This window comes from Pseudomonas sp. Ga0074129 (assembly GCA_001465025.1).
Lineage (GTDB): Bacteria > Pseudomonadota > Gammaproteobacteria > Pseudomonadales > Pseudomonadaceae > Aquipseudomonas.
This window is the reverse complement of record LNDO01000088.1, coordinates 1-16,323: the sequence shown is the minus strand read 5'-3', so window position 1 is coordinate 16,323 and position 16,323 is coordinate 1. Positions and strand designations below refer to the sequence as shown.

Genomic DNA, 16,323 nt, shown 5'->3' with positions numbered 1-16,323 from the left:
TTAGGCATTGCTTTATGCGGCTAACCTGCCCGCCCCGCCCCGACCAACAAAAGCTATAGACAAAAAAAGCCCGGCACTAAGGCCGGGCTAAAAATGTGTGTAGGGAGGTACACACGGAGTTGCTGTCAGGTCATGCCCAGCCAGGTCGGCAGTGCCAGGGAAATTGACGGTATGTAGGTGATAACGACCAGGAAGCTGAGCAGGATCATCAGCCACGGCCAAGCGGCTTTGATCACTTCGGTTAGCTTCATACCGGTCACCGCTGAGGTGACGAACAGGTTTAGGCCCACCGGCGGTGTAATCAATCCGATCTCCATGTTCACCACCATGATGATGCCCAGGTGAATCGGGTCGATGCCCAGTTGCACGGCAATCGGGAAGAGAATCGGCGCAAGAATCAAGATGATCGCTGACGGCTCCATAAAGGCGCCGGCGATCAGCAGCACAATGTTCACCACCAACAGGAACTGCCAAGGCTGCAGGCCCATATCCACCACCCAAGCGGTGATGGTTTGCGGGATCTGCTCGGTGGTCAGTACGTGGGCGAAGAGCATGGCGTTGGCAATGATGAACATCAGCATGATGGTCAGCTTGCCGGACTCCAGCAGCACCTTGGGGCACTCGCGCACGGTCATATCTTTGTAGACGAACAACGCTACGAAGCCTGCGTAAATCGCAGCTACAGCGGCGGCTTCAGTCGGCGTGAACATGCCGGAGTAGATGCCGCCGAGGATGATCACCATCAGCAGCAAACCCCACACGGCTTCTCGTGCGGTACCAAGCAATTGACGGAAGGTAGCGCGCGGCATCGCCGGTAGGTTCATCTTCCGCGCGACGATGTAAATCGCCACCATCAGAATCAGGCCCAGCAGCAGCCCCGGTACGACGCCAGCCATAAACAGCTTGCCCACCGACTGCTCGGTTGCAGCGGCATATACCACCATGACGATCGACGGCGGAATCAGAATGCCCAGCGTACCGGCGTTACAGATGATGCCTGCACCGAAGGCTTGCGGATAACCCGAGCGCACCATGCCGGCAATGGCGATGGAGCCTACAGCCGCAACAGTGGCTGGGGATGAACCCGAGAGCGCGGCGAACAGCATGCACGCCAGTACCGCAGAAATCGCCAGGCCACCGCGAATATGGCCGACACAGGCATTGGCAAAGTCGATCAGGCGTTTGGCTACGCCGCCGGTGGTCATAAAGGCACCGGACAGCAGGAAGAACGGAATCGCCAGCAGAGTGTAGTGCTCGGAGGTTTCGAACAGCTTAATCGCCAGCGAGCGAACCGAATCCGGGCTGAACAGCATGATGGTGATCGAGCCTGCCAAGCCGAGTGACGCGGCAATCGGCACGCCGATAAACATCAGCAGGAATAGCAGCAGGAAGAGGAACAGAATGGTCATTATTTTTGCTCCCCATGCTCGTTGATTTTCAAGGCGTCAGCGGCCTCATCAGCCAGGCCAAGACCGGTCTGCTGATTGCGCAAGATGCGCACGAAAATCTCGAAAAAGCGGATGAATACCATGGCAAAGCCAAAGGGTACGATCAGGGTGATGTGCCACTGCATGATGCCGTAGTGGCCGAGGTCTTCAGCGCCAATACCGGCAATAAACAGGGTTTTGACCCAGTCAAAGCTGGCCACGCTGATCAAGCCGGCGTAGCCCAGGCAGGCTGAGCAGGCGATGAGGCCGATGATGCGTTGCACCGGTTTGCTGGTCAGTTTGACCAATGCATCAACACCGATATGACCGGCGGTGCGAACACCGTAAGCCAGGCCGAAGAAGATCAACCAAGCGAATAACGCTTTGGTCAGGGCAATGCTCCAAGTCATTGACTGAGCCATGCCGAGAATACTGTCGCCAATGGCGAAAAACAGTTCACTGCTGCCTTCCCAGCGGTCGGCTAGGTTGTAGAACAGCGTGTAGAGGTTGTTGAGGATCACGTAGGCGAAGGTCACCAGCGTCATGGCGGCCAGCAGAAAGGCAATAAAACCTTCCTCGAAATGGTCCCAGACGCGCCGCAAGGCGTTCATCGATAAAGTCTCCAGAGATTGGGGTGCGGTGTCCCCCGGCGGATTGCTAAGTGCCGGGGTACTCAGCCAGTAGCGCAGCCGGGCGGCTGCGCTGTGGTTGGGTGCAGGCTGGTGGGCCTACTTCGCCCTACTGGTTGGCAGCGTCAGCGGCTTTGATCAGGTCTGCGCCGATTTCCGCTTCAAACTTGCCCCATACCGGCTTCATCGCATCGCGCCAGGCGGTACGTTGCTCGGCCGTCAGGGTGATGATTTCGGTGGTTTTACCGTCGATGATGCGTTGCTTGTCGCCTTCGTTCAGGGCGTCAGCTTGCTTGTTCACTTCGGCAGTCACTTCCACGATGATTTTGTCCAGCTCGCTGCGCACATCGGCAGGCAGGCCATTCCAGAACGTGGTGTTGGTGATCAGCATGTAGTCCAGTACACCGTGGTTGGACTCGGTGATGTACTTCTGCACTTCATGCATTTTTTGGCTGTAGATGTTCGAGTAGGGGTTCTCGGCACCGTTGACTACGCCAGTTTGCAGGCCTTGGTAAACCTCGGCGAAGCTCATCTTGCGTGGGTTGGCTTTAACCGCTTTGAACTGCTCTTCCAGCACGGCGGACGCCTGTACGCGGAACTTCAGGCCGCGGGCATCTTTCGGCTCACGCAGGGCTTTGTTGGCGGACAGTTGCTTGAGGCCGTTGTGCCAGTAAGCCAGGCCCGTGATGTTCTTGCTTTCCATGGATTTCAGCAGTGCCTGGCCTTCCGGGCTTTGCTGGAAACGGTCAACAGCGGCCATGTCCTTGAACAGGAACGGCAGGTCAAACACCTGGATTTGTTTGGTGTAGTGCTCAAACTTGGCCAGCGACGGGGCGATCAGCTGTACGTCACCGAGCAGCAGCGCTTCCATTTCTTTGCCGTCACCAAACAGCGAGGAGTTGGGGTACACCTCGACTTTGACTCGATCGCCCAAGCGCTCTTCAGCGAGCTTCTTGAACATTACGGCGCCCTGGCCTTTGGGGGTGTGGTCGGCAACCACGTGAGCGAACTTGATCACAATCGGGGCGGTCGGCGTCGACTCGGCCGCTTGGGCCATACCGGCGATGCTCAGCGACAGGGCGCAAGCCAGTGCCTTGGCAGTCAATTTGAACATGGAGTCTTTCCTCTTGTTTTTGTATCACGCGATGCGCCGCAGCGCGGCAGGTTGGGCGAACGTGCTCTATCGAGGCGGCCTGTCAAAAGATGACGGGCGCTTGGCAGCAAGGGCCTGGATGTGGGCGTGAGCAGGTTGCCTATCAGGGGCTAGAGCAACCGCCATGCCAGCGTGCTAGCTGTGTCGTGATAGCGCAATTAAACCTATATATATCAAGGCTTTGCGCAGATTTGCAGGAGGTGGAAAGGCCTTCTGCTTGAAGGCCATTAGATGGGTTTGGCGAGAATCCGCCAGCTAGTCGAGGCTGTCTGGCGAGCTTCCGCCAGAGTCGGCGAAGCTCAGGCCGTGTTTGCGCAGTTTGTCGTGCAGGGTTTTACGCGGCACACCCAGCGCCTCGGCCAGGCTGCGTAATGAGCTGTGGCTGCGGCTGAGTTCGGCGCTGATCAGGCTGCGCTCGAAGGCCTCGACCTGAGCATTCAGGCCAGCTTGACTGCTGTCATATTCGGCTGGAGCGGGGGCGTTGCTTTGCAGGTCAAGGTCCAGCTCCAGGCCGAGGGCAAAACGTTCTGCCGCGTTCTGCAGTTCACGCACGTTACCGGGCCAGGGGTGGCGCAGCAGGGCGGCGCGCTGGCCAGGCTGGAGGTTACGTTCACTCAGACCATGGCGGCTGCGTGCGGCCTCGGCGAAGTGTTGAAACAGCAGCAGGGCGTCTTCGCCGCGCTCGCGCAGCGCCGGAATACGCAGCGGGGCGACGTTGAGGCGGTAGTACAGATCGGCGCGAAAACGGCCCTGATCGGCCGCTTGGCGCAGGTCTTCCTTGGTCGCGGCAATCACACGAATATCCAGCGGGATCAATTGGTTGCCGCCCAGGCGCTCGACCACGCGCTCTTGCAGCATGCGCAGCAGTTTGACTTGCACATCCAGGCTCATGCTTTCGATTTCATCGAGGAACAGGGTGCCGCCATTGGCGAATTCAAACTTGCCAATGCGGCGTTTTTGCGCGCCGGTAAAGGCGCCTTGCTCATGGCCGAACAGTTCACTCTCCACCACGGATTCAGCCAGCGCGCCGGCGTTAATGGCCACGAATGGGCCGTTGCGGCGGTTCGACAAGTCATGCAGGGCGCGCGCGACCACTTCTTTGCCAGCTCCGGTTTCACCGAGGATCAGCACATCGCTGTTGATCCCGGCCAGTGCGCCGATCTGTTCGCGCAGGCGCTGTAGGCCGACGACTGGCCAACCAAGCGCGCCGACAGGGTGTGGCGGTCGGACAAGGCCATGCGCAGGCTGCGGTTTTCCAGCACCAGGCGGCGCACCTCAAGGGCGCGTCGAACGCTGCCCTGCAGGTCGTCGCTGGCAAAGGGTTTTTCTAAAAAGTCATACGCGCCCGCGCGCATGGCCTGCACGGCTAAGGGCACATCGCCGTGGCCGGTGATCAGCAGCACGGGCAGTTCGGGATCTTTCTCCTGCAGCTGTTGCAAAAGTTGCAAGCCGTCGATGCCGGGCATGCGGATGTCGCTGACCACTACGCCGGGCCAGTCCCGCTCAATGCGCTCTGCGACGCCGCGCGCATCGGCCAGGGTGCTGACTTTCAACCCCGCCAGGTCGAGAGTTTGGCTCAATGCCTGGCGCAGGTGGGGGTCGTCGTCGATCAGCAGCACCTGGATGCGGGAATCGATCATGCTCATACAACAAAGTCCTCAGGCGACTGGGTTTTGATGCCCTGCGCGGCCGCGCGCAAGCGCAGGGTTAGTTGTGCGCCGCCGCCGGGGTGGTTGGCAAACAGCAGTTCGCCGCCCAGGGCGCGCATCAGGGTATCGCAAATGGCCAAGCCAAGGCCTAAGCCTTGGGCGCTGGTCTTGGTGGTGAAAAACGGCTCGCGGGCGCGTTGCAAGGCTTCCTGGCTAAAGCCGGGGCCGTTGTCGCGCAGGTGCAGGTCGACGCCTTCAGCGGTGAGTTCGGCACTTAGCCACAGTCGGCGCGGCTGTGGCACTTCGCTCAAGGCATCGAGGGCGTTGGCCAGCAGGTTGCCGAGCACTTGGCGCAGGCGGGTTTCTCCCGCTTGTACCCAGAGAGTGGCGTCCGGCATGTCGCGGATTAATTCGACCTGCATGGCCTGACGGCGCTTGGCCAGCAGCGCCAGTGCGTCGTCGATGGCCGGTTGCAGGGCCACACTTTCCGGTGCGTGCCGGTCGCGGCGGGCAAACGCGCGCAGGTGGGCGATGATCGAGGCCATGCGTTCGGTGAGTTGGCTGATCAGCTTGAGGTTGGCGCGGGCGTCGTCGTGGCGTCCATGGTCGAGCAGCACACCGGCGTTGTCGGCGTAGTTGCGAATGGCCGCCAGCGGCTGATTGAGCTCATGACTGATGCTGGCGCTCATGGTGCCTAGAGCACTGAGTTTACTGGCCTGCACCAGTTCATCCTGGGCTTGAACCAGTTCCTGTTGCGCCTGCTCGCGTTCAAGCACCTCCTGTTTAAGTCGGCTGTTGAGCCGCTCCAGGTCTTGGGTGCGTTCCTGCACCCTGAGTTCAAGCTGTTGCCGGGCCTGGCTGTCGAGGGCGATGCGCTCCAGGTAATGACGGCGACGCTGCATCAACAGGCCAAGCAAGAGCATCAGCAGCAACAGCATGCCGCCTCCCGCCACTAATGCCGTGCGTACGGGGCGGTCGAGCAGGCTGCGCGGCGCGAGGATGCTGACGGTCCAGCCGGTTTCCTCCATTTCGCGGTCCTGACGAATCCAGTTCTGCGCATCCAGTTTGATCGGCGGCGGCGCTTGCGTTGGATAGGGTAGGTTGGTAGCAATGGCGGCGCGTTCAGCGGCGTTCAGCGGCGTCCAGCGGACGGCTGGCGGTAAAGCGCCAGTGGCTGTTGGAGGTGAGGATCACCACGCCATTGGCATCGGTCACCAGCAGCTGTTCCGGTGTGTTGCCCCATAGGGTTTCGGTGTGATCTAGGTCGACCTTGACCACCAGCGCGCCGAGGTTGCGCTCGCCATCCCGCACGGCGGCGGCGAAGTAGTAGCCGCGTTTACCCGAGGTGGTGCCCAAGCCAAAGAAGCGCCCCGGCCGTCCGGCAATGGCCTCGCGGAAATACGGACGAAAGGCGAAGTTGCGATCAACGAACGAGTCGGCTTGGGCCCAGTTCGAGGCCGCCAAGGTTTTGCCGTCCGGATCCATCAGGTAGATGACATCGGCGCCGGTCTGCTCGCGTACTTGGTCAAGCAGGTGATTGGCGTTGCTTAGGCGGGTCGAGTCCGTAGGCGTTTGCAGCGCCAGACGCAGCGCCGGCAAGTCGCCCAAAATCGGCGGCAGCACCTCGTAACGGCGCAGCGTGCCGAGCAGGTTGGCCACGTACAGGTCCAGGGTCTGGCGGTTCTGCTCCACCAGCACGCCGCTGTAATAGCGCTCGGCTAGTTGTTGCAGTGGCCACAGCAGGGGCGTCAGCACCAAGGCCAGCAGGGCCAGGCTGCGCCAGCGCGGACGGCTGGGGTGGGGGAGCGGGGTGTGCATGCGCTTACTCGGTCAAGGCTGAACGTTGAGAGTGGCGGTTATGCAATAAGTGGGCAAGGTTGTCTTTTGGGGTCAATACTGAAAATGTCCGGTATCGCTGCGCAGTCGCTGATGCCGCCGTTTTGCCTCAAACGGACTTCGGCACCTATTTCTGCGGAGATACGCACATGTTGACGCACGTTACGGTTAAATCTCGGCTGTTAATGTTGGCTGTAGTGCCTTTGCTGGTGCTGGTTTTTGTCATCGCGATGGCGTTGTCGAATGCCAGTAAGTTGAACGCCAGCTTTGCTGAGTTGTTCACTGATCGTATGCAGCCAATCAGTCAGCTCAAAGTGGTGTCTGATGCTTATGCCGTGGCGATGGTGGATGCGCTGCATAAATACCGTGCCGGCCTATTCGATGAGTCCGCGTTGCGCAAAGCGTTTAGCGATGCACGCCGCCAAGGCGACGAAGCCTGGGCTCAATACATCGCGACACGCCTGACGGAGGATGAAAGCCGACGCGTTGAGCGGACCAAGCCGCATTTAGTGAGCGTGCAGCAATTAGCTGAGCACTACCTCGGGCAGATTTCTAGCGGCGAGTTAATGGCGGCGGAGCCGGGCTCGTTCAACCGCCAGCTCTACGACACGTTTGACCCTTTGGGTGCCGAGCTCGGCGGCCTGATCGCGTTGCAATTGAGCGAAGGTGAGCGACTCAATTCGGAGGCTATTACTCAGTATCAAACCATGCGCACTGTGTTTCTACTGATTGGTGCTGTGGCTCTGGTGCTGGTGTTGGTGGCAGCGCTGGTCATTGGGTTATCGATTATTCGTCCGCTGGCCGGCTTGCGTAGCCTGATCATGGATGTCCAGCAGTCCTCCAATTTAACGCTGCGCGCGGACACCCGAGGCCGTGATGAAGTTGCTGATACAGCGCGGGCGTTCAACACCATGCTGGAGCATCAACAAGCGCTGATCCGGCATTTGACGGATACCGCAATTCAATTGGCAGCTGCTTCCGAAGAAATGAGCGCGATCAGTGCTCAGGTCAGCCAGGCTGCCTCGGCTCAAGGCGATCAAACCCATATGGTGGCCACGGCCGTGCACCAGATGAGCATGGCTGTGCAAGAGGTGGCGCGTAATGCCCAGGCCACGGCGAGCAATGCGGCAGATGCCAATAAGGAAGCACGTCAGGGCAGCGATCTGGTGCAGTCCAATCTCAAGGCGATTCAAGGGCTATCGGCCTCCGTGGAGAAAGCCGGTCAGGTGATCGACAGCCTGCATAGTCAGAGCGATGAAATCAGTAAGGTGCTCAGCGTGATTCAGAGCATTGCCGAGCAGACCAACTTACTGGCCCTCAACGCCGCTATTGAAGCCGCACGGGCCGGTGAAGCGGGACGTGGGTTTGCCGTGGTGGCCGATGAAGTGCGCAGCCTGGCCAGCAATACGCAAAAGGCCACTGAGTCCATTCGCGGCATGATTGATGCCCTGCAGGGCGGCGCGCGCAGTGCCGTCAGCGCGATGCAGCTATCGCGTGAGCAGGCTCAGAACAGTGTCAGTCATGCGCGTGAAGCGGCGAGGTGCTCAATCACATCGCTCATGCGGTTGAGGGCATCGCTGATGGCAATGTGCAGATTTCCGCTGCTACGGAGGAGCAAACCGCTGTGGCAAATGAGATCAGTGAAAACATCAGCAGCCTCAACGACAGCATCAGCGAGGTGGTCAATGGTGCGCAGCAAAGCTCAATTGCCAGCCGTGACCTGGCGCAACTGGCGACTGGACTGCAGGTGCAAATTCAGCGTTTTCGCGCCTAGTTGGCAGCGTGCAGGCACTCATTTAACGCGCTCTGCCAGTCTGGTAATTGGACCTGCCAGTCTCGCTCCAAGCGACTGCAATCGAGGCGCGAGTTCAGGGGGCGTTGAGCCGGTGTCGGGTAGGCGCTGCTGGGGATGGGGTGCAGCTCGGCGACGCGCTTGCCCAGGCTTTGCAGGTGCGTGGCAATCTCCTTGGCAAAGTCGAGCCAACTGGCTTGACCCTTTGCGGTCAGGTGATAAACGCCCCAAGGGCCGCTCTGGCCAGTGTGCCAGCGCTTGACAAGCTGCGTCGTGGTGTGGGCGATGGTGCCGGCCCATGTGGGCGCGCCGATTTGGTCGTCCACGACGTTCAGGCTGTCGCGTTCCTGCAGCAGACGTTGAATGGTCAGCAGGAAGTTTTTGCCGTGCTGCGAATACACCCAACTGGTACGCAGAATCAGGTGCGAGCCGCCGACAGCGGTAATTGCTTGTTCGCCAGCCAGTTTGCTACGCCCGTAAACGCTCAGTGGGTTGAGGGTGTCAGCTTCGTGGTAAGGAGTGGCTTTACTGCCGTCAAACACGTAATCGGTGGAGTAGTGGATCAACGGTGCGCCCAGTTCCGCAGCGGCTTCAGCCAGGATGCCGGGTGCTGTGGCGTTGATTGCAAACGCCAGTTCTGGCTCGCTTTCGGCTTGGTCCACGGCTGTGTGCGCGGCTGCATTAATGATCAGCGCCGGGCGCTGCTGCAAGACCTGTTGGCGGATCTCATGTGGTTTTGCCAGGTCGAGCTGTTCGCGGCCCAGCACCGTCAGTTCAATGTGGCGGCCAAGCGACTGTTGTAGTGCCTGGCTGACTTGGCCGTGCTGGCCGAGGAGCAGAATCTTCATGGGAATACCGGTGCATCTTGGAAGTTGAGGCCGGCCTGGTCTTTGGCGGAGAGCTGGGGGGCTTCTGTCAGCGGCCAGTCGATGGCCAGTGTTGGGTCATCCCAGCGAATGCTGCGCTCATGTTCGGGGGCGTAATAGTCGGTGGTCTTGTAGAGAACTTCGGCGAATTCGCTGAGCACCACAAAGCCATGGGCAAAGCCTTCCGGCACCCACAGTTGGCGTTTGTTGTCGGCGGACAATATTGTCCTTACAAATTTACCAAAGGTGGGCGAGCTGCGGCGTAGGTCCACCGACACGTCATAGACTTCCCCCGCGGTGACGCGCACCAATTTGCCCTGCGCCTGCTGCACTTGGTAATGCAGGCCGCGCAAAACGCCTTTGACTGAGCGCGAGTGGTTGTCCTGGACAAACTCACGGTGCAGGCCGGTGGCTTCGGCGAAGCGGCGGGCATTAAAGCTTTCAAAGAAGAAGCCGCGTTCGTCGCCAAACACCTTCGGTTCGAGGATCAGTACGTCGGGCAGTGCCGTGGTGACAACCTGCATGATCAGTCCTCAGCCAGTTTGAACAGGTATTGGCCGTAGCCAGTTTTGCCAAAGGCCGTGGCCTGCTTGAGCAATTGCTCACGGTCGATCCAGCCTTGCTGGTAAGCGATTTCTTCCAGGCAGGCGACTTTCAAACCCTGACGGTGTTCGATGGTCTGCACGTATTGCGAGGCCTCCAGCAGGCTGTCATGGGTGCCGGTGTCGAGCCAGGCGAAGCCGCGGCCTAAACGTTCTACACGCAAGTCACCACGCAGTAGGTAGGCATTATTGATGTCGGTAATTTCCAGCTCACCGCGGGGAGAGGGCTTGACCGCTTTGGCGATCTCGATCACATCATTGTCGTAGAAATACAGCCCTGTGACCGCATAGCTGGACTTCGGCGCGGCGGGCTTCTCCTCAATGGAAATTGCCTTGCCCTGCGCATCGAACCCGACCACGCCAAAACGCTGCGGATCGTTGACCCAGTAGCCGAAGACCGTCGCCCCAGACGGCTCAGCAGCGGCGCGCAGGAGTTTTTCGGTGAAGTGCTGGCCGTGGAAGATGTTGTCGCCGAGGATCAGGCACACCGAATCCTGGCCAATAAAGTCTTCCCCCAAAATAAAGGCTTGCGCCAGACCATCGGGTGGGGGTTGTTCGATGTATTCGAACTGCACACCAAACAGGCTGCCATCGCCGAGTATCTTGCGGAAGTTGGGCAAGTCCTGCGGGGTGGAAATGATCAGGATCTCGCGCACGCCGGCGAGCATCAGCACCGAGATCGGGTAATAGATCATCGGCTTGTCATAGATCGGCAACAGCTGTTTGGACACGCCCAAGGTGATGGGGTGCAAGCGGCTGCCGGAGCCGCCTGCGAGAACAATGCCTTTCATCGGTGTGTTTCCTTAAAATGTGCCGAGGCGTTCGCGCTGGTAACTGCCGTCCTGCACGCGGCGGCACCAGTCGAGGTTATCCAAGTACCACAGCACCGTCTTGCGCAGGCCGCTGTCGAAGGTTTCAGTTGGTTTCCAGCCTAGTTCGCGTTCGATCTTGCTGGCGTCGATGGCGTAGCGCAGGTCATGGCCAGGGCGATCGGCCACAAAGCTGATTTGTTCCTTATAGAAGCCTTCGGCGCGCGGCTGCAATTCATCGAGCAGTGCGCAGATGCTTTCCACTACGTGCAGGTTCTTCTGCTCGTTGTGCCCGCCAATGTTATAGGTCTCGCCGACTTGCCCCTCAGTCACCACGGTTAACAAAGCGCGGGCGTGGTCTTCCACATATAACCAGTCGCGCACCTGCTGGCCGTTGCCATAGACCGGCAGCGGCTTGCCATCCAGGGCGTTGAGGATCACCAGCGGAATCAATTTTTCCGGAAAGTGAAAAGGGCCGTAATTATTCGAGCAGTTGGTGATCAGCACCGGCAGACCGTAGGTGCGCTGCCAGGCGCGCACCAGGTGATCCGAGGCCGCCTTGCTCGCCGAGTAGGGCGAGCTGGGCGCATAGGGCGTGGTTTCCGTGAACAGGTCATCGACGCCGTGCAGGTCGCCATACACCTCGTCGGTGGAAATATGGTGGAAACGAAATGCCGCTTTACGTGCAGGTTCGAGCTGCGACCAGTAGGTGCGGGTGGCTTCCAGCAGCGCGTAGGTGCCGACGATGTTGGTCTGGATAAATGCGGCCGGGCCATCAATGGAGCGGTCCACATGGGACTCGGCGGCCAGGTGCATGATCGCGTCTGGCTGAAACTCGGCTAAAGCCTGCGCCACTGTTGTGCTGTCGCCGATATCGGCCTGCAAAAACTGATAGCGCGGGTTCTCTGCCACGCTACCGAGCGACTCCAGATTGCCGGCATAGGTTAGTTTGTCGAGATTGAGCACCTGATGATCTGTGTTGTTCAGCAGGTGACGAATCAGTGCTGAACCAATAAAGCCTGCACCGCCGGTGATAAGAATACGCACGTGTCTGCACCCGATATGTGCTTTGGAAGAGCCCTTCCACTGATTTGTTAAGCGCGATAGCGCACCGACATGCTCGCCAGTGACTGCCATTGTCAGTGCTCAAGAGGCCGCAATCTCTGCAGGCCCCAAGCATTCACTGAGATCGTTATGCATAAGCCTATCGAGCAACGTTACCCCAGTGGCCCCGCCACCGTTGGCGAGCAAAAACCTGGCGGCAAGCATGCCACCCAGCCGTATTACAAGGCCAACACCATTTTCCCGGATGGTCAGGTGAAGGGCTCCGCAACTGTTATCCGCCAGGAGCAGCAACCCCTTCCCAATCCCGTTACCCCGGCACCTTTGCGCAGCGTCAAGCGTGATGAAGCCCACCCTTCGCAGGAGTCAGACAAATCATGAGCATGCCTAGCAGCGACGAACTCAAGGGCAAATGGAAGCAGCATGTTGGCGCCGCCAAGATCGCGTGGGGCAAGTTGACCGAGCATGAAATTCTTCAGTCCGAAGGTCAGCAGCAAAAGCTCGCCGGCCTGCTTCAAGAGCGTTACGCCATCACCCGCGATGAAGCGGAAAAACAGGTTGAAGACTTTATCCATAAACGCAAAGGCTGATTCCGGCTCCGTTGCCTTCCAGCTAAGGCTGCGGGCTGTCAGTGCGGTTGAAGATCGTCATCTGACAGCACCGAAGCATCATCTTTTTCCATAAGTGGAGAACACCATGCACAAACAATCGCGCAATCTCTTTCTCGCTTCGGCTCTTGCTCTGGCTGTTACAGGTACAAGCCTGACCGCCGGCGCGCAGGAATCGTCGCAAGCCATTATGGACGCTCGTCAGGAAGCACAGGTGTCAACCACCTACGCCCTGAGCCCCTACCTGCGTGCTAACGACATCAACGTAAAGGTGGTGAATGGTAAAGCCACGCTCACGGGCCACGTAGCTGAGGAGGTCCACAAGGACCTGGCCACGGAAATCGCAATGGGCGTTAAGGGCGTCACCGACGTTGACAACCAGATTGTTGTCGACGCGGATTACCTTCCCCCTAAGCCGGGTGCTGAGCGCGGGTTTGGTGATGTTATTTCAGATGCCAGCATCACCACGGCAGTGAAATCCAAATTGGTCTGGAGCAAAAGCACCGACGGCATGAGCACCCAGGTCGAGACGCGTTTTGGTCGCGTGGTCCTGCGGGGCACTGCACAGAGCGCTGTTGAGCGCGACCTGGCAGGTCGTTTGGCCCTTAATACCCACGGTGTGGTTGCCGTCGATAACCAGCTCAAGGTTAACGCGCAAAAACCGGATGCCGCCGAAAGTGGCAAGCAAGCGGTTAAAGAAGCAGGCGTCGACATCAGTGATTCGTGGATCACCACCAAGGTCAAATCGAGCTTGTTGTACACCAGTAACGTGGCGGGTTCGGCCATTGAAGTGTCGACCGATAAAGGTGTCGTGAGCCTCAGCGGCCGTTTGAACAGCAGTGTAGAGAAGGCACTGGCTGTTGAAGTCGCGCAGAACGTACGCGGAGTTAAAAGCGTGAAGTCGGCTGAGCTGGTTTTCTAGCGCTCCTCCCTACTGGCAACACAGTGTCTGGCTTTCTGCACGTAAGCCACTCGCCTGTACTCATGGCATGCGGCCATACCGTTTAAGCCTTCATGCCTGGCTGGCTACCTTTTATTGCGATGACTATTTCCGTCGGCAACTGCAGCCCTGCTGTGAGCTGCCGGCTGGGGTGCTGTGTCGTGCGCAATCCGTTCACCCGACTGAGCGCTTTCGCGCATCGGTAGGGTCTTTGAGGATTTCAACATGACTCAATTTGTAAGGCTATCTCAGCGCCGGGTAGCACCGCAGCTGCTGGCCATTGGCATTGTCGCGCTCTTCCTGAACGCGTGCGCTTCACCACCGCCGCCGCCCCAGCAGGCCCTGCAAGCGGCTGAATCAGCCATCAAAAATGCTGAGCAAGCGCGCGTTGCTGACTACGCCTCGCCAGAGCTGGGCGTGGCGCGGACGAAGCTCACTGCGGCCAATGCAGCGGTTGAACGTGAAGAGATGTTGTTGGCCGAGCGTTTAGCTCAGCAGGCGCGGGTTGAGGCCGAGCTGGCCCTGGCCAAATCGCAGGCAACCAAGGCCCAAGTGGTCAACGACGAAATGCGCAAAAGCACCGACAGCTTGAAGCAGGAAATGCAGCGCAATACAGGGGCTCAACAATGAACATCATGCACAATCGTCAACACCTGTTGGCTGCAGCCATTGCGCTCGTTCTGGTGGGCTGCGCTGCGCAACCGAGCATGCCGCAAGGCGCCGCCGAAACGCGCAACAAATTGATGGGGTTGCAATCTGACCCACAACTGAACACGCGCGCGCCTGTGGCGTTGAAAGAGGCAGAGGTTGCAGTGAAAGCTGCCTTGGAGCTGCGCGAGGAGCAAGAACAGGCGCTTGGGCAGCATCTGGTGGTCATCGCTGACCGCAAGGTCGAGATTGCCCGCGCGTTGGCACAGGCCCGCTTTTATGAAGACCAGCGTAAAACACTCAGCGAGCAGCGCGAAGGGGCTCGGCTAGACTCACGCACCCTTGAGGCAGATCAATCGCAACAAGAGAATGCGGCCCTGCATGCTCAGCTGGACGAGATGAACGCCAAGCAAACCGAGCGCGGAATCGTGATGACCCTGGGGGACTTGTTGTTTACCACGGGGCGCGCGGAACTGCGCCCGGGGGCAGTCAATAATCTGGATAAGTTAGCGCTGTTTCTTAGCCAGCATGCAGATCGAGATGTCTTGATTGAAGGCCACGCAGACAGCGTCGGTGGTCAGGAGGCCAACCTCCTCTTGTCACAGAGCCGCGCGGATTCTGTGATGAACTACCTTCTGGGCCAAGGTGTGGCGTCCATCCGTCTCGATTCAACCGGCAAGGGCGAAAGCGCCCCCGTGGCCAGCAATGATTCGGCGTCGGGGCGGCAAATGAACCGCCGGGTTGAAGTGATCATCCGCACCACCGCCCGCGCTCAGTAAAAAGCCAACAGCGATCCCGCGCGGGAAGTCGACTCGCGACTATCACGTGCGGGCACGCCTACTGGTGGCGATAGGCTAGGTAAGAAAATTTGGGCAAATAAAAAAGGGTTACGTTTTCACGTAACCCTTTCTTTGTATGGTGCCGGCACCAGGAATCGAACCCGGGACCTACTGATTACAAGGCAGCAAGTGCGAGATTGCAGGACATTTCTTGAAAATGCAAACCGCCGTGAAATCATAGACTTATTGGGTTTATGGTATTCACTGTCATCCTGTGGTTTGCATTGGCTTTCAGAGAAGTGTTGAGCAAAGTGTTGAGCAGGATTGGTAGGGGGTAGCGTGGGGCAAAAACTGACAGATGCTCAGGTGAAAAGCTGGGCGATGACCGGTAATGTCAAGAAGAGCGGTGTAGTTACACCAGTCCGCACGCTCTCAGAGCAACTGGGGGAACGCGGAGCAGGCTCAATGCTTCTTGAGCGCCGTTCCAGTGGCGTCATCGAGGTCTACCTATCCAGGCGAGCTAATGGACGTCAGGAGCGGAGCAAGCTTGGAGTTTTTGCTGAGGTTGGTCCCGATGGGCAAACAAGAGGGCTCGCTTTTTGGAGAAGGGAAGTTGAGCGGCTTGCAGCCGAGGTTCGTGTGCATGGTTCTTTGGCTGCGTTCAATGATGCCCAGCAGGCCAAAAAGGAAAAGCTAGCTCAAGTGGCACGGCTTGAGGCCCAGAAGGGGAGCCTCGAACAGTTATTGCAGGCCTATGTCGATGATTTGAAGAGGCAAGGAAAATCCAGTGCAAAGAATGTGCTGGCTGCGTTTCGGCTGGATGTGATGCAGGCATTTCCTGATCTGGTTTTGCGTAAAGCGCGGGACATAGAACCAGCGGACATCTCTGAAATCCTGAGGCACTGCATTAACCGAGCGCCTGCATCGAAGGGGCGTGGAAAACGTAAGACAGTGGCGAGTGTGACGAATGGCAAATTAACTACTGCTAATCGATTGCGGTCCTATCTGCGCACGGCATTTTCTTTCGGGCTTAAGCACGACTTGAACCCTCTGCGTGCTGGCGACGCAGTGCTTTTCGGTTTGCGGGATAACCCTGTGGCCTACCTGCCTACGATTGAGGGGGCCGAGCGCGCCAATACCGAAGCTCTAACAAAGGAAGAGTTGCGGCAGCTCTTGATCGCTGTTCAAGAACTTCCTGAGCGCAACAGAGCGATGGCCAATGCGATGCTTTATTTGGGTGGGCAGCGCGTGAAAATGCTTCTTCGCGCAACTTGGCAGGACGTAACCGAAGATACGGAATATGGTGCTGTATTAGGTCTGGTTGATCGGAAAGGCGGGAAGGGTAGTCCGCCGCGTGATCACCTCTTGCCGATCAGCGACCGCTTAAGTGAAATACTTGAGCCATTTCTATCCCGCAAGGAAATGTCACCTGAATTCAACCCATAAGTGCAACGCTCACCCCTGCATACACTTCGTACGGTGTCTTCCAGCCCAGGCGTTTGCGTGGGCGTAAATTGATCTTC

At 58.6% G+C, this 16,323-nt stretch carries 14 protein-coding genes and 3 pseudogenes; 8 read left to right on the top strand and 9 right to left on the bottom strand.

Features of this window, described 5'->3' with window-relative positions; all coding sequences use genetic code 11:
- Positions 1-125: 125 nt before the first annotated feature.
- The 5 genes and pseudogenes from dctM to AUK77_RS12780 form a co-directional block, all read right to left on the bottom strand.
- The gene (gene dctM / locus AUK77_RS12800) at positions 126-1,409 is read right to left on the bottom strand and encodes a C4-dicarboxylate TRAP transporter large permease protein DctM (RefSeq protein WP_296130313.1); all 1,284 of its coding nucleotides are present in this window, start codon (positions 1,407-1,409) and stop codon (positions 126-128) included.
- A complete protein-coding gene (locus AUK77_RS12795) occupies positions 1,409-2,038 on the bottom strand; it encodes a TRAP transporter small permease (protein WP_296130312.1) in 630 nt (209 codons plus the stop codon). Before AUK77_RS12795 ends, dctM begins: the two co-directional genes overlap by 1 nt.
- A gap of 127 nt (positions 2,039-2,165) precedes the next feature.
- On the bottom strand, positions 2,166-3,170 hold the full coding sequence (locus AUK77_RS12790; RefSeq protein WP_296130310.1) for a DctP family TRAP transporter solute-binding subunit: 1,005 nt from the start codon (positions 3,168-3,170) through the stop codon (positions 2,166-2,168).
- A 294-nt stretch (positions 3,171-3,464) separates the two neighbouring features.
- Positions 3,465-4,855: pseudogene (locus AUK77_RS12785) on the bottom strand (sigma-54 dependent transcriptional regulator).
- Positions 4,852-6,676 (bottom strand): annotated as a pseudogene (locus AUK77_RS12780) (ATP-binding protein). Before AUK77_RS12780 ends, AUK77_RS12785 begins: the two co-directional pseudogenes overlap by 4 nt.
- Before the next feature lie 167 nt (positions 6,677-6,843).
- Here AUK77_RS12780 and AUK77_RS12775 point away from each other — a divergent pair.
- A pseudogene (locus AUK77_RS12775) lies at positions 6,844-8,175 on the top strand (methyl-accepting chemotaxis protein); the annotation flags it as partial.
- A gap of 59 nt (positions 8,176-8,234) precedes the next feature.
- Positions 8,235-8,468 (top strand): hypothetical protein, encoded by a 234-nt coding sequence (locus AUK77_RS12770; RefSeq protein ID WP_296130452.1) that lies wholly within the window; start codon positions 8,235-8,237, stop codon positions 8,466-8,468.
- Here the strand turns inward: AUK77_RS12770 and rfbD are convergent.
- The 4 genes from rfbD to rfbB are packed head-to-tail and all read right to left on the bottom strand — an operon-like array spanning position 8,465 to position 11,810.
- Entirely contained in the window at positions 8,465-9,334 is an 870-nt protein-coding gene (rfbD, locus tag AUK77_RS12765; RefSeq protein WP_296130308.1) for a dTDP-4-dehydrorhamnose reductase, read from the bottom strand. The two genes, AUK77_RS12770 and rfbD, sit on opposite strands and share 4 nt — an antisense overlap.
- Positions 9,331-9,876, bottom strand: coding sequence for a dTDP-4-dehydrorhamnose 3,5-epimerase (gene rfbC / locus AUK77_RS12760; protein WP_296130306.1), 546 nt, complete (start codon positions 9,874-9,876; stop codon positions 9,331-9,333). Before rfbC ends, rfbD begins: the two co-directional genes overlap by 4 nt.
- Before the next feature lie 2 nt (positions 9,877-9,878).
- On the bottom strand, positions 9,879-10,745 hold the full coding sequence (gene rfbA / locus AUK77_RS12755) for a glucose-1-phosphate thymidylyltransferase RfbA (RefSeq protein ID WP_296130304.1): 867 nt from the start codon (positions 10,743-10,745) through the stop codon (positions 9,879-9,881).
- A 12-nt stretch (positions 10,746-10,757) separates the two neighbouring features.
- Positions 10,758-11,810 (bottom strand): dTDP-glucose 4,6-dehydratase, encoded by a 1,053-nt coding sequence (gene rfbB / locus AUK77_RS12750; protein ID WP_296130301.1) that lies wholly within the window; start codon positions 11,808-11,810, stop codon positions 10,758-10,760.
- Between the two features lie 147 nt (positions 11,811-11,957).
- On the opposite strand from rfbB, the gene AUK77_RS12745 reads away from it, so the two are divergent.
- From AUK77_RS12745 to AUK77_RS12720, 6 genes are all read left to right on the top strand, one after another.
- Entirely contained in the window at positions 11,958-12,206 is a 249-nt protein-coding gene (locus tag AUK77_RS12745; protein ID WP_296130299.1) for a hypothetical protein, read from the top strand.
- Entirely contained in the window at positions 12,203-12,415 is a 213-nt protein-coding gene (locus AUK77_RS12740; protein ID WP_296130298.1) for a CsbD family protein, read from the top strand. Before AUK77_RS12745 ends, AUK77_RS12740 begins: the two co-directional genes overlap by 4 nt.
- A 106-nt stretch (positions 12,416-12,521) precedes the next feature.
- Positions 12,522-13,355, top strand: a complete 834-nt coding sequence (locus tag AUK77_RS12735) for a BON domain-containing protein (RefSeq protein ID WP_296130296.1) — start codon at positions 12,522-12,524, stop codon at positions 13,353-13,355.
- A 243-nt stretch (positions 13,356-13,598) separates the two neighbouring features.
- Positions 13,599-14,003: a DUF4398 domain-containing protein gene (locus tag AUK77_RS12730; RefSeq protein WP_296130294.1), complete on the top strand. Its 405-nt coding sequence runs from the start codon at positions 13,599-13,601 to the stop codon at positions 14,001-14,003.
- Between the two features lie 5 nt (positions 14,004-14,008).
- Complete coding sequence (locus AUK77_RS12725) at positions 14,009-14,800, top strand: OmpA family protein (protein ID WP_296130292.1); 792 nt, start codon at positions 14,009-14,011, stop codon at positions 14,798-14,800.
- 339 nt (positions 14,801-15,139) lie between these two features.
- The gene (locus tag AUK77_RS12720; protein WP_296130290.1) at positions 15,140-16,246 is read left to right on the top strand and encodes a site-specific integrase; all 1,107 of its coding nucleotides are present in this window, start codon (positions 15,140-15,142) and stop codon (positions 16,244-16,246) included.
- Positions 16,247-16,323: the final 77 nt, after the last annotated feature.

Excerpts from the sequence above, each read along its gene's own strand:
- AUK77_RS12740 (WP_296130298.1), top strand. The coding sequence starts at position 12,203 with ATGAGCATGCCTAGCAGCGACGAACTCAAGGGCAAATGGAAGCAGCAT.
- AUK77_RS12790 (WP_296130310.1), bottom strand. The coding sequence starts at position 3,170 with ATGTTCAAATTGACTGCCAAGGCACTGGCTTGCGCCCTGTCGCTGAGC.
- dctM (WP_296130313.1), bottom strand. The coding sequence starts at position 1,409 with ATGACCATTCTGTTCCTCTTCCTGCTGCTATTCCTGCTGATGTTTATC.
- AUK77_RS12730 (WP_296130294.1), top strand. The coding sequence starts at position 13,599 with ATGACTCAATTTGTAAGGCTATCTCAGCGCCGGGTAGCACCGCAGCTG.
- rfbC (WP_296130306.1), bottom strand. The coding sequence starts at position 9,876 with ATGCAGGTTGTCACCACGGCACTGCCCGACGTACTGATCCTCGAACCG.
- rfbD (WP_296130308.1), bottom strand. The coding sequence starts at position 9,334 with ATGAAGATTCTGCTCCTCGGCCAGCACGGCCAAGTCAGCCAGGCACTA.
- AUK77_RS12725 (WP_296130292.1), top strand. The coding sequence starts at position 14,009 with ATGCACAATCGTCAACACCTGTTGGCTGCAGCCATTGCGCTCGTTCTG.
- rfbA (WP_296130304.1), bottom strand. The coding sequence starts at position 10,745 with ATGAAAGGCATTGTTCTCGCAGGCGGCTCCGGCAGCCGCTTGCACCCC.
- AUK77_RS12745 (WP_296130299.1), top strand. The coding sequence starts at position 11,958 with ATGCATAAGCCTATCGAGCAACGTTACCCCAGTGGCCCCGCCACCGTT.
- AUK77_RS12795 (WP_296130312.1), bottom strand. The coding sequence starts at position 2,038 with ATGAACGCCTTGCGGCGCGTCTGGGACCATTTCGAGGAAGGTTTTATT.
- AUK77_RS12735 (WP_296130296.1), top strand. The coding sequence starts at position 12,522 with ATGCACAAACAATCGCGCAATCTCTTTCTCGCTTCGGCTCTTGCTCTG.